This is a genomic window from Xanthomonas sp. NCPPB 3442 (assembly GCF_056725145.1).
Genome location: NZ_CM161514.1, coordinates 3,149,322 through 3,162,036, shown reverse-complemented (window position 1 = coordinate 3,162,036; position 12,715 = coordinate 3,149,322). Strand labels below are relative to the sequence as shown.

The following is a 12,715-nucleotide window of genomic DNA, read 5'->3' as shown; positions in this document are numbered from 1 at the left end:
ACACTCCGAAACATTTTCTCCAGATTCAAACGTGGATCACGGTTCGTTAACGCGATATCGACGAACTTGAATCAATAGGCCAACGCTGTCAAAAAAATGGCGTGCGGTCTCTTGCGGTGCGATTTTTCTGTGCCATAGTGCAGTGCAACACGCCTTACCTGTCGTGATCCCGATGTCCCGGGATGAACCCTCTGTCGTACGTTCGTGCTGGCGTGTTTGGCCGGTTGAATGCTGCGCGAGCTCCTGTCCCACCCAACCGAGGCAGCCAGCCACACGCATGAAGAAACTGATCGGACGATTTTGCCAAGCGCTCAGCCTGGCGTTGATCTGCTCGATAACACTGGGCGCTTGCAGCACCGGTAAGGACATGGCGACCTCGTTGCCACTGCCTGACCCGCTCGCAATGTCCGCAGTGCAGCCCGAGTATCGGCTCTCGCCAGGCGACCTGCTGCTGGTCAAGGTGTTCCAGATCGACGATCTGGAACGGCAGGTCCGTATCGATCAGAACGGCCACATTTCGTTGCCGCTTATCGGCGACGTAAATGCGGCCGGCATGGGCGTCGGCGAGCTGGAAAAGATGGTGGCCGACCGGTACCGCAACGGCTACCTGCAAAATCCGCAGGTGTCGGTGTTCGTGCAGGAATCCAACGGCCGTCGCGTCACCGTGACCGGAGCGGTCGACGAGCCGGGCATTTATCCGGTGATCGGGGCCAACCTGACCTTGCAGCAAGCCATCGCGCAGGCCAAGGGCGTGAGCACGGTCGCCAGCCGCGGCAATGTCATCGTGTTCCGCATGGTCAATGGGCAAAAGATGCTCGCGCGGTTCGACCTGACCGAAATCGAGAAGGGAACCAACCCCGATCCTGAGATTTACGGCGGCGACATCGTGGTGGTGTACCGCTCGGATGCGCGCGTGTGGTTGCGCACCATGCTGGAACTGACTCCTCTTGTGATGGTGTGGCGCGCTTACCGATGAGCATGAATTCCGACAATCGTTCCTCTTCGTCGCAGCGTCACGGGCATCTCGAACTCGCCGATGTTGGGTTGCTCGACTACTGGCGCGCCCTGGTGTCGCAGCGTTGGTTGATTATCGCAATCGCACTGGGCGCATTGCTGCTGGCGCTGGCCATCACGCTGCTGATGCCGGAGAAGTACCGCGCGACCAGCACGCTGCAGATCGAACGCGATTCGCTGAACGTGGTGAACGTCGACAACCTGATGCCGGTGGAGTCGCCGCAGGATCGCGATTTCTACCAGACCCAGTATCAGCTGCTGCAGAGCCGTTCACTGGCACGTGCAGTGATCCGCGAAGCCAAGCTCGACAAGGAGCCGGCGTTCAAGGACCAGGTGGACGAGGCACTGGAGAAGGCCGCAGCGAAGAATCCCGAAGCAGGCAAATCGGTTGATTCGCGTCAGGCGATCATCGAGCGCAGCCTCACCGATACGTTGCTGGCCGGCCTGGTGGTCGAACCCATCCTCAATTCGCGCCTGGTCTACGTCAACTACGATTCGCCGGACCCCGTGCTGTCGGCCAAGATCGCCAACACTTACGCGAAGATGTTCATCATCAGTACGCAGGAACGCCGCATGAAGGCGTCCTCGTTCGCGACCAAGTTCCTTGCCGAGCGACTGGAGCAGTTGCGCAGCAAGGTCGAAGATTCGGAGAAGTCGCTGGTCGCATACTCCACCGACGAGCAGATTGTGTCGGTGGGCGACGACAAGCCCTCGTTGCCGGCGCAGAACCTGACCGATCTCAACGCCTTGCTGGCTTCTGCGCAGGACGCCCGTATCAAGGCCGAGGCCGCCTGGCGTCAGGCATCCAGTGGCGATGGCATGTCGTTGCCTCAGGTGCTCAGCAGTCCGTTGATCCAGAGCCTGCGGAGCGAGCAGGTGCGTCTCACCACCGAGTACCAGCAGAAGCTGTCGACCTTCAAGCCGGACTACCCGGAAATGCAGCGTCTGAAGGCGCAAATCGAAGAGTCGCGCCGGCAGATCAATGGCGAGGTCATCAACGTGCGCCAGTCGCTGAAGGCGACCTATGATGCGTCGGTGCATCAGGAGCAGTTGCTCAACGAGCGCATCGCCGGCTTGCGGAACAACGAGCTGGATCTGCAGAGCCGCAGCATTCGTTACAACATGCTCAAGCGCGACGTCGACACCAACCGTCAGCTCTACGATGCGCTGCTTCAGCGCTACAAGGAAATCGGTGTGGCGGGCAATGTCGGCGCCAACAACGTGACCATCGTCGATACCGCAGATGTGCCTACGTCGAAGACTTCGCCGAAACTGAAATTGAACCTCGCGTTGGGCCTGATCTTTGGCGTATTCCTAGGTTTGGCCGTGGCTCTGGTGCGGTACTTCCTGCGCGTCAATGTGCAGGAAACGCGGCCGAACTGACATCGTGATGTTGCAAAACGATGGTTAATTAAAGTGACAACTGATTCAGCGTGGAAAAGGTGGGATCCCGTATGTTTCGGGCTCCTTCGTTTGAAAGTTTGTCTCTGTTGAAACAAAGGGCTGTCGAGTGATCTGGGGTCGGTAGGTTCTACCGCGGTGATCGCTTGGCGGAGATGATTGAAAGCTCGCGTGCGATTCGTATGTTCCCCCGCATGCGTCGTATCGAGTTTGGAGGACATCCCCATGCTTTTGGCAGACTTGAGTAGCGCGACTTACACGACTTCCTCGCCGCGATTGTTGTCCAAATATTCGGCTGCGGCCGATCTGGTTCTGCGCGTCTTCGACCTGACCATGGTTGTGGTGTCCGGTCTGGTCGCTTATCGCATCGTGTTTGGTTCCTGGGTGCCGGCCGCGCCGTATCGGCTGGCGATCGCCACCACGCTGCTGTACTCGGTGATCTGCTTTGCGTTGTTCCCGTTGTACCGCAGCTGGCGCGGCCGTGGACTGTTGAGCGAACTGATGGTGCTGGGCGGCGCATTCGGCGGTGTGTTCGCGCTGTTTGCCGTGCATGCGCTGATCGTGCAGGTGGGCGAGCAGGTGTCGCGCGGTTGGATCGGCTTGTGGTTCGTCGGTGGCCTGGCCTCGCTGGTAGCGGCACGCACGGTGCTGCGCGGCTTCCTCAACCATTTGCGTACCCAGGGCGTGGACGTGCAACGCGTGGTGGTGGTGGGGCTGCGTCACCCGGTGATGAAAATCAACCACTACCTGAGCCGTAATTCGTGGGTCGGCATGAACTTGGTCGGTTATTTCCGTACCCCCTACGACATTGCCGTGACCGAGCAGCGTCAGTCGTTGCCGTGCCTGGGCGAGCCGGACGCGCTGATCGATTATCTGAAGGAAAACCAGGTCGAGCAGGTGTGGATCTCGCTACCGCTGGGCGAACGCGACCACATCAAGCAGCTGTTGCAGCGCCTGGACCGTTACCCGATCAACGTCAAGCTGGTGCCTGATCTGTTCGATTTCGGTCTGCTCAATCAGTCTGGCGAACAGATCGGCAACGTGCCGGTGATCAATCTGCGCCAGGGCGGGGTGGACCGTGACAATTACTTCGTGGTGGCCAAGGCGTTGCAGGACAAGATCCTGGCCGTTATCGCGCTGCTTGGCCTGTGGCCGCTGATGGCCGCCATTGCCGTGGGCGTCAAGTTGAGCTCGCCGGGCCCGGTGTTCTTCCGCCAGCGCCGTCATGGTCTGGGTGGCCGCGAGTTCTACATGTTCAAGTTCCGCTCGATGCGTGTGCACGACGACCATGGCACGACGATCCAGCAGGCGACCAAGAACGACGCACGTATCACCCGTTTCGGTGCGTTCCTGCGCCGCAGCAGCCTGGACGAGTTGCCGCAGATCTTCAACGTGCTGGGTGGCAGCATGTCGATCGTCGGGCCGCGCCCGCACGCTGCACAGCACAACACGCACTACGAAAAGCTGATCAACCATTACATGCAGCGTCACTACGTCAAGCCTGGCATCACCGGTTGGGCGCAGGTGAACGGCTTCCGTGGTGAAACCCCGGAACTGCGGACGATGAAGAAGCGTATCCAGTACGACCTCGATTACATCCGCCGCTGGTCGTTGTGGCTGGATATCCGCATCATCGTGCTGACCGCTGTACGCGTGCTCGGACAGAAGACCGCGTACTGATGATGGTGGGGAGCGTGCGAGCTGGCGCGTTCGGCGCCGCGGGCGGCTGCATTGCAGCCGCTCCTTTCAAGCGGGCATCTGCATGCTGATTCGAATGAGCGAGGAAACTCGCGTGCGCTGGCATAACCTGCTGATCGAGCTCACGTTGCTGGTCGGCGTGGGCTATAACCTGGTGCTGGCGTTCATCAACGCGAACGTGTTCACCGTGCGACCGGTGATCACCTACGCGGTCGAATTCATGGTCTACGCGGCGTGCTTCCTGCTTGGCATGGGTTCGTTGAGCCGCAAGCGCATTGCCCTGATCGTCAGCGGGCTTGGGTTGATCGTCACGCTGATGTTCGTGCGGTTTTTGGTGAACTGGCAGATCGACCCCAAGTTCTTCCGCGACGCGCTGGTGGTGTTCGCCTTCGTCGTGCTTGGCTCTGCCTACACGGGCTCGGTGCCCAAGCTGTTCATCCGCATGACCATCATCGTCTCACTGGTTGCCGCATTCGAGCTGGCGATGCCAGTCAAATACGGCGATCTGATTAATCCGAAGAGCTTCTTCGTCAACGCGCGCGGCATGAGCGCCGAAGGCTTTTGGAACGAAGACAGTAATCTGTTCGTCAGCGCAACACGGCCGGGCGAGCGTAACTTCCTGCCGGGTTCCAATCTGCCGCGCGCCTCTTCGATGTTCATCGAGCCGGTGACGATGGGTAATTACATCTGCTTCTTCACCGCGATCGTGCTGGTGTTCTGGCGTTGGATGCGACCGGCGGCGCTGATCCTGTCGGTGGGGTTGATCGGTTTCATGATCGTGGCCTCAGACGGACGATTGGCGGCGGGTACCTGTGTCTTGATGGTGCTGCTGACGCCGCTATTGAAACGGTTGGATCAGCGGCTGGCCTTCCTGGTGTTCCTGCTGGTGATCATGAGCGCATGGCTGCTGGTCTGGGTCACGGGCATCACCGCATACCAGGACACCACGATGGGGCGCGTGTTCTTCACCGTTTATTCGATGAATAACCTGTCGTTCGAATCCTGGATGGGCCTGGATTTTGCGCAGGCGTATCGTTACTTCGATAGTGGCATTTCGTACTTCATCGCATCGCAATCGATCGTGGGCGTGCTGGCCTTCCTGCTGGCCTATTCGTTCCTGCTGCTGATGCCGAGCAAGGAAGGGCAGCTGTTCAAGAACCTGGCGATCTTTGCGTTCGCCTTGAGCCTGCTTGTCTCCAACGGTTACTTCTCGATCAAGACATCGGCATTGTGGTGGTTTGTCTGCGGTTGCATGTGGCACATGCTGCCGACCTGGTCTGCGTCCGGCGCGCAAACCGCCTTGATCAAGGACGATCCAACGGCAGATGGCGCGCAGTTGCCATTGCCTGCGGGAGCAGCACGATGAGCGTGTCGGCAATGCCGGCATCGCGGTCGGCTTTGCCGGCCGCCGACGCGCAGGTTGCAACAGGCGGTCGCGTCCGCGACCCGCGCATCGACGCCACCAAGGCCATTGCGATCCTGTTGGTGGTGTTCTGTCATGCCAAGGGCGTCCCACATGGCATGACCTTGTTCGCCTATAGCTTCCATGTGCCGCTGTTTTTCCTGGTATCAGGCTGGTTGGCAGCGGGTTATGCGTCGGCCACGACTGGGCTGGACAGGCGCTCAGTCGGCAGGCATGTACGCAGCTTGCTGCTGCCGTACGTCACCTTCTATCTGCTTGGCTATGCCTATTGGCTATTGACCCGCAATATCGGCGAAAAGGCTGCGCGCTGGGGAAGTCACCCGTGGTGGGAGCCGATCGTGGCGATGTTCACCGGCATCGGCCCGGACCTGTATGTGCAGCCTCCGCTGTGGTTCTTGCCCGTCATGTTGGTGACCGTGGTGAGTTACATGGTCTTGCGCCGCCTGCTGGCGCCGATCCTGATCGCGGGGCTGGCATTGATCGTGGCGTGGTTCTGGATGAACTGGTTCCCGACACAGCACGTGCGGATTTTTTTCGGTTTGGATGTGCTACCGGTGTCGCTGTGCTTTTACGCATTGGGCGCCTTGCTGATCCACGTTTCGCCACGCCTGCCGACATCCTTGGCCGGCAGCGCCCTGGCGACGGTCGTGTTGGGATTGGCGGTGGCCTGGCTGGCTGTCGCCAATGGGCGAATCGACGTCAACATGCTCGAATTCGGAAGTAACCACGCGCTGTTCCTGGTTAGCGCGTTGCTTGGTTCGTTGATGGTGATCTGCGCGGCGCGGCTGGTACAGAGCTGGGCGTGGCTGCAGTGGATCGGCCGCAATACCTTGCTGATTCTTTGTACGCATATGTTGGTGTTCTTCGTGCTCTCCGGTGTTGCTGCCTTGGCTGGTGGATTCGGTGGGGCGCGTCCGGGGCTGGGTTGGGCGGTCTTTGTCACGCTGTTCGCATTGGCCGCCAGCGTGCCGCTGCGTTGGATCCTGATGCGCTTCGCTCCGTGGGCGCTGGGTGCGCGCCGGGTGGCGGCATGAGCGGCGCCTTGGCATGACAGGCACATCCTCTTCACCGCACGCTGCGCGTGCGCATCACTTGGCGGACGCCAGAACGGCACGTGCGCCGACGCGTGACTGGCAGATCGACGCCGCCAAAGCGTTGGCCATCGCGCTGGTGGTGCTGGGCCATGCCAGCGGCATGCCCCCAGCGTACAAGCTGTTCGCCTACAGCTTCCATGTGCCGCTGTTTTTCGTGTTGTCGGGTTGGGTTGGCGAGCGATTCGGGCATCGGGCATTGACGGGGGCATCCGTCGCGAAGCTGGCGCGCACGCTGCTGGTGCCGTATCTCGCTTTTTTCATGGTGGCCTATGCGCTGTGGTTGTTGACTGCTGCGATCGATGGGCATGCAGGTCATCCGCAGACGCGCCCGTGGTGGCACCCGCTGACGGGATTGCTGTGGGCCAACGGGTCACGCCTGTATGTGCTTCCGGCGCTGTGGTTTCTGCCAGCGCTCTTTGTCACGACGCTAGCCTACATTGCGTTGCGTGCGCGATTGAGTGCGGCCGCAGTGGCGGCGATCAGCCTGCCGATCGCGCTGGCGTGGGCGGGCTGGTTCCCTTCGCTGCAGCAGCGCTTGCCGCTCGCGCTGGATGTGCTGCCGGTGGCGCTGTTTTTCATTGCAGTCGGCGGTTGGCTATCGCGCTTTGCCGATGCGTTGCGATCATTGCGCGCGCAGGTGTGGGCGCTTGCCTTGTTGCCGTTGGCTGCACTGTGGTGGTGGCTGGCGAGATGGAACGGGCAGGTGGACGTGAACAACCTGCAGTTCGGGCAGTCGGCGGCCGTCTTCCTGCTGGCCAGTCTGCTCGGGACGGCGATGACGTTTTGCGTCGCTTATTTCATTCGGCGTCTGCGCTGGGTGCAATGGATCGGTAGCAATACCTTGCTGATTCTGTGCACGCATACCCTGGTTTTCTTGGTGGCCACCAGCGTGGTGGCGCGTACGGGCCTGATCGCACGTAGCGCAATCGGTACACCTGCCTGGGCGTTGGGGCTGAGCGCGTTCGCGATTGCTGTAAGCGTGCCGATGCGCGCGGTGCTGGTGCCGGTCGCACCGTGGATGTTGGGGTTGAAACGCAAATGACGAGTTTTCAGAATCAGCCGTCGCAGCAACTGAGTGCGCGCCGCTGGCAAAGGAGAGTGGCGTAATGAAAGTGGTGCATGTCGTCCGCCAATTCCATCCTTCGATCGGGGGCATGGAAGAGGTCGTTCTCAACGTTGCCCGCCAACATCAAGCCACGAGCGCCGATACGGTCGAGGTCGTGACGCTGGATCGTGTGTTCACCGATCCCGGTGCGCGGCTTGCGGCGCAGGACACGCACCAAGGGCTGCCGATCCGGCGGATTGGCTATCGCGGCTCGTCGCGCTACCCGCTGGCGCCCTCGGTGCTCGGCGCGATTCGTTCGGCCGACGTTGTGCATCTGCATGGCATCGACTTTTTTTACGACTATCTGGCATTGACCAAGCCGCTGCACGGCAAGCCGATGGTGGTGTCCACGCACGGCGGTTTTTTCCATACCGCCTACGCATCGCGCATGAAGCAGCTGTGGTTCCAGACGCTCACGCGCACCTCGGCGCTGGCCTATGCACGGGTGATCGCCACCAGCGAAAACGATGGCGATCTGTTCGCCAAGGTGGTGGCACCGGCGCGGCTGCGGGTGATCGAAAACGGGGTGGATGTAGAGAAATATGCAGGGCAGGGAGCGACCGCGCCCGGCCGGACCATGCTGTATTTCGGCCGGTGGTCGGTCAACAAGGGGCTGATCGAAACCCTGGAGCTGTTGCAGGCAGCGCTCAAGCGCGACCCGCACTGGCGGCTGATTATTGCCGGCCGCGAGTACGATCTGAACGAAGCGGATCTGCGCAAGGCAATTGCCGAACGCGGGCTGCAGGACAAGGTGCAGCTGAGCATGTCGCCCTCGCAGGAGCAGTTGCGCGCATTGATGCAGCAGGCGCAGTTCTTCGTGTGCCTGTCGCGGCATGAAGGCTTTGGTATCGCGGCAGTGGAGGCAATGAGTGCGGGCTTGATTCCGATCCTCAGCGATATCCCGCCATTCGTGCGGCTCGCCAGCGAATCGGGGCAGGGCGTGATCGTCAGCCGCGACAGAATCGAAGCGGCAGCGGATCAGGTGCAGGCGCTTGCGTTGCAGTCCGACAGCGATTTCGACACCCGTCGCGCGGCGTCCATGGCCTATGTGAGCCGCTATGACTGGAAGCATGTGGTCGGGCGCTACGTCGACGAATACCACGATGCGTTGGGCATTCCGCGCGTGCAGGAGGCTGTGCGATGAGCGCGCTTGCTCCTGCGTCAATGACGCATGCGGCAACGCAGCCGCAGGTGACGGTGCTGTTTTCCACTGAAAAGCCCAATGCCAACACCAACCCGTACCTGACCCAGCTCTACGACGCGCTGCCTGCCGCAGTGCATCCGCGCTTCTTTTCGATGCGCGATGCATTGCTGTCGCGTTACGACGTGTTGCATCTTCATTGGCCCGAATACCTGCTGCGCCATCCGACCGCTGCCGGCACGTTGGCCAAGCAGGCCTGCGCTGCGTTGTTGTTGCTCAAGCTGCAGCTGACCGGCACGCCGGTGGTGCGCACCTTGCACAATCTTGCGCCGCATGAGGACCGCGGCTGGCGCGAACGTAGCCTGCTGCGCTGGATCGACCGGCTGACGCGGCGCTGGATTCGCATCAATGCGACCACGCCGCCACGTCCGCCGTTCACCGATACGATTCTGCACGGCCATTATCGCGACTGGTTCGCGACCATGGAGCAGGGCAGCACGGTGCCCGGACGGCTGCTGCACTTTGGCCTGATCCGCCCGTACAAAGGCGTGGAAACCTTGATCGAGGTCATGCGCGAGGTCGACGATGCGCGTCTCAACCTGCGTATCGTCGGCAACCCGGCCACGCCGCAGATGCGCAGCTTGGTGGAGGACGCCTGCGCGCAGGATCCGCGGATCAGCGCATTGCTGGCCTACGTGGAAGAGCCTGTGCTGGCGCGCGAAGTCAGCGCGGCCGAACTGGTGGTGTTGCCGTATCGGCAGATGCATAACTCCGGCACCTTGCTGCTGGCGTTGTCGCTGGCGCGCCCGGTGCTGGCGCCGTGGAGCGAATCCAACGCGGCCATCGCCGAGGAAGTCGGCCCCGGTTGGGTGTTCCTGTATGAAGGCGAGTTCGATGCCGCGCTGCTGACCGGCATGCTGGACAAGGTGCGTGCTGCGCCACGCGGCCCGGCACCGGATCTGTCGCAGCGCGACTGGCCGCGGATCGGGCAGTTGCATTACCGCACCTATCTGGAAGCGTTGGGCAAGGATGGAGACGCCGCGCTGTGACCGCAGAGACACCTACGATGACATCTTCCACACCGCCGCCACCGCCACAGCGCAGCCTGGGGTCGCGCGCTGCCGGCGGCGCAGCGGTGACCATGCTGGGGCAGTCGGCCAAGATGGTGGTGCAGTTCGGCGGCATCATCCTGTTGGCGCGCTTGCTGACGCCCTACGACTACGGTCTGATGGCGATGGTGACCGCCATCGTCGGCGCCGCCGAGATCCTGCGCGATTTCGGTCTGTCGGCCGCGGCTGTGCAAGCCAAGCAAGTGAGCCGCGAGCAGCGCGACAACCTGTTCTGGATCAACAGCGGCATTGGCCTGCTGCTGTCGCTGGTGGTGTTCGCCTCGGCGCATCTGATTGCGAACTTCTACAAGGAGCCGGCCCTGGTGACGATTTCCCAGGCGCTGGCGGTCACCTTCCTGATCAACGGCATGACCACGCAGTACCGCGCGCATCTGAGCCGCGGGCTGCGCTTCGGGCAGGTGGCGCTGAGCGATGTGGGCTCGCAGGTGCTCGGTCTGGGCGCAGCGGTTGCTGCTGCGCTGCTGGGCTGGGGCTACTGGGCGCTGGTGGTACAGCAGGTGGTGCAGGCCGGCGTCAATTTCATCATCGCCGCCAGCTGCGCGCGCTGGTTGCCGGGTGGCTACCAGCGTTCTGCACCGATGCGCGATTTCATGAGTTTCGGCTGGAACCTGATGGCGGCGCAGTTGCTGGGGTATGCCAGTCGCAACGTGGGCCAGGTCATCATCGGTTGGCGGACCGGACCGGACGCGCTGGGCTTGTACAACCGCGCATTCCAGTTGTTGATGATGCCGTTGAACCAGATCAATGCCCCTGCCACCAGCGTGGCGCTGCCGGTGTTGTCGCAGCTGCAGGACGACCGCGAGCGCTTCAGTGCCTTTCTGTTGCGCGGGCAGACCGTGATGGTACACCTGATCTTTGCGCTGTTTGCGTTCGCCTGCGCGCTGGCGATGCCGCTGATTGTGCTGGTGCTGGGCGAGCAGTGGCGTGAGGCGGTGCCGCTGTTCCAGGTGCTGACACTGGGCGGTATCTTCCAGACGGCCGCTTATGCAACGTATTGGGTGTTCCTTGCGCGGGGACTGATGCGCGCGCAGCTGGTGTATTCGCTGGTCAGTCGCGTCCTGCTGATTGCCTGCATCTTCGTCGGCTCGCGCTGGGGCGCAATGGGGGTGGCGATCGGCTATTCGTTCGGTCTGTTGTTGACCTGGCCGCTGTCGCTGCTGTGGATCGGCAAGATTTCAGACGCGCCGGTCGGAGCCCTGTTCACCAATGCGCTGCGCGCCATGGTCGCCTACGGCGTGGCAGGTGGCTGTGCGTATTACGCCTCCATGACGGTTGGCGGCCCGCTGTGGGAGCAACTGGCTGTCGGCGCAGTGACGATGCTTGCCGTTTGCCTGCTTGCCTTGGCGATCTGGCCTGCATTCCGTCGCGATGTGATTGCCATCATCAACATCCGCAAGCTGCTGACGCAGGCCAAGGCACGTCGATGAGTCGACATTGTCTTCGCCTGCAGTCGGTCATGCTTTCTCTCACTCATTCATAGGACACGGCCCATGAGCGACACACCCGCCGCCGCTTCCGGCATCCGCCGGCCTTGCTATCTGGTCTTGTCCGCCCACGATTACCGCACGCCGCGGCGCGCCAATATCCACTTCATCACCGATCAACTGGCGTTGCGCGGGACCACGCGGTTCTTCTCGCTGCGTTACAGCCGGTTGTCGCGCATGAAGGGCGATATGCGGCTGCCGCTCGACGAAACCGCGAACAAGGTCGTCTCGCACAAGGGCGTCGACTGCTACCTGTGGCGCACGACGGTGCATCCGTTCAATACGCGTCGTCCATGGTTGCGGTCGGTCGAGGATGCGATGTTCCGTTGGTATGCTGCGCATCCGCCGCGCCAGTTGCTCGACTGGATGCGCGAGGCGGATGTGATCGTGTTCGAAAGCGGCATTGCGGTCGCTTTCATCGAGCTGGCCAAGCGCGTCAATCCTGCAGCCAAGCTGGTCTATCGCGCGTCGGACGGATTGAGCACGATCAATGTTGCGTCGTATATCGAACGCGAGTTCGACCGCGTGGCGCCCAAGCTCGATGTGATTGCACTGGTATCGCCGGCAATGGCAGAGGAGATCGCCAGCCGCGACAATGTCTATCACGTTGGCCATGGCGTGGATCACAACCTGGATCAACTCGGCGACCCGTCGCCGTACGGGGAGGGCATCCACGCAGTGGCGGTCGGTTCGATGTTGTTCGATCCGGAATTCTTCGTCGTTGCCAGCAAGGCCTTCCCGCAGGTGACGTTTCATGTGATCGGTTCGGGCATGGGCCGGCATCCGGGCTACGGCGATAACGTGGTGGTCTATGGCGAGATGAAACACGCCGAGACCATTGGCTATATCAAGCACGCGCGGTTCGGGATTGCGCCGTATGCCTCCGAGCAAGTGCCGGTCTACCTGGCCGACAGTTCGATGAAGTTGCTGCAATACGACTTTTTCGGCTTGCCTGCGGTGTGCCCGAACGCCGTGGTGGGGCCGTATCAGTCGCGTTTCGGCTACACTCCGGGGAACGCCGATTCTGTCGTTGCAGCAATCGGCCGCGCCCTGGAAGCACCGCGCGTGCGCTATCGCCAGTGCCTGAATTGGTCCGACACCACCGATCGCGTGCTGGATCCCAGTGCGTATCCGGAAACCCGTTTGTATCCACAGCAAAGCGCAGCGGTGCATGCCTCGTCGGAGGCTGCGCTCTCGCATTGATGCGCGCACATTTTTTCTTTAG

Annotated in this window: 11 protein-coding genes; 10 read left to right on the top strand and 1 reads right to left on the bottom strand. The window is 61.6% G+C overall.

Annotated elements, in window-relative coordinates; translation table 11 throughout:
- Positions 1 to 36: 36 nt before the first annotated feature.
- Positions 37 to 369 (bottom strand): hypothetical protein, encoded by a 333-nt coding sequence (locus AC1POX_RS13680; RefSeq protein WP_162483012.1) that lies wholly within the window; start codon positions 367 to 369, stop codon positions 37 to 39.
- Here AC1POX_RS13680 and AC1POX_RS13675 point away from each other — a divergent pair.
- The 10 genes from AC1POX_RS13675 (at position 278) to AC1POX_RS13630 (ending at position 12,693) form a co-directional block, all read left to right on the top strand.
- On the top strand, positions 278 to 976 hold the full coding sequence (locus AC1POX_RS13675) for a polysaccharide biosynthesis/export family protein (RefSeq protein WP_005914015.1): 699 nt from the start codon (positions 278 to 280) through the stop codon (positions 974 to 976). The two genes, AC1POX_RS13680 and AC1POX_RS13675, sit on opposite strands and share 92 nt — an antisense overlap.
- Positions 958 to 2,397 (top strand): GumC family protein, encoded by a 1,440-nt coding sequence (locus tag AC1POX_RS13670; protein ID WP_029819711.1) that lies wholly within the window; start codon positions 958 to 960, stop codon positions 2,395 to 2,397. The genes AC1POX_RS13675 and AC1POX_RS13670 overlap by 19 nt, the downstream gene beginning before the upstream one ends.
- Before the next feature lie 243 nt (positions 2,398 to 2,640).
- On the top strand, positions 2,641 to 4,095 hold the full coding sequence (locus tag AC1POX_RS13665; RefSeq protein WP_005920304.1) for an undecaprenyl-phosphate glucose phosphotransferase: 1,455 nt from the start codon (positions 2,641 to 2,643) through the stop codon (positions 4,093 to 4,095).
- Positions 4,096 to 4,189: 94 nt separating this feature from the next.
- Complete coding sequence (locus tag AC1POX_RS13660) at positions 4,190 to 5,479, top strand: hypothetical protein (protein ID WP_029819710.1); 1,290 nt, start codon at positions 4,190 to 4,192, stop codon at positions 5,477 to 5,479.
- Positions 5,476 to 6,570, top strand: coding sequence for an acyltransferase family protein (locus AC1POX_RS13655; RefSeq protein ID WP_372356283.1), 1,095 nt, complete (start codon positions 5,476 to 5,478; stop codon positions 6,568 to 6,570). Before AC1POX_RS13660 ends, AC1POX_RS13655 begins: the two co-directional genes overlap by 4 nt.
- 13 nt (positions 6,571 to 6,583) lie before the next feature.
- Positions 6,584 to 7,672, top strand: coding sequence for an acyltransferase family protein (locus AC1POX_RS13650; protein ID WP_372356282.1), 1,089 nt, complete (start codon positions 6,584 to 6,586; stop codon positions 7,670 to 7,672).
- A 64-nt stretch (positions 7,673 to 7,736) separates the two neighbouring features.
- On the top strand, positions 7,737 to 8,879 hold the full coding sequence (gene gumH, locus AC1POX_RS13645) for a GDP-mannose:cellobiosyl-diphosphopolyprenol alpha-mannosyltransferase (protein WP_372356281.1): 1,143 nt from the start codon (positions 7,737 to 7,739) through the stop codon (positions 8,877 to 8,879).
- A complete protein-coding gene (locus AC1POX_RS13640) occupies positions 8,876 to 9,925 on the top strand; it encodes a glycosyltransferase (protein WP_029819705.1) in 1,050 nt (349 codons plus the stop codon). Before gumH ends, AC1POX_RS13640 begins: the two co-directional genes overlap by 4 nt.
- 17 nt (positions 9,926 to 9,942) lie before the next feature.
- The gene (locus tag AC1POX_RS13635) at positions 9,943 to 11,433 is read left to right on the top strand and encodes a lipopolysaccharide biosynthesis protein (RefSeq protein WP_014090474.1); all 1,491 of its coding nucleotides are present in this window, start codon (positions 9,943 to 9,945) and stop codon (positions 11,431 to 11,433) included.
- Between the two features lie 63 nt (positions 11,434 to 11,496).
- Entirely contained in the window at positions 11,497 to 12,693 is a 1,197-nt protein-coding gene (locus AC1POX_RS13630) for a GumK N-terminal domain-containing glycosyltransferase (protein WP_011347895.1), read from the top strand.
- The last annotated feature ends 22 nt before the right edge of the window (positions 12,694 to 12,715 follow it).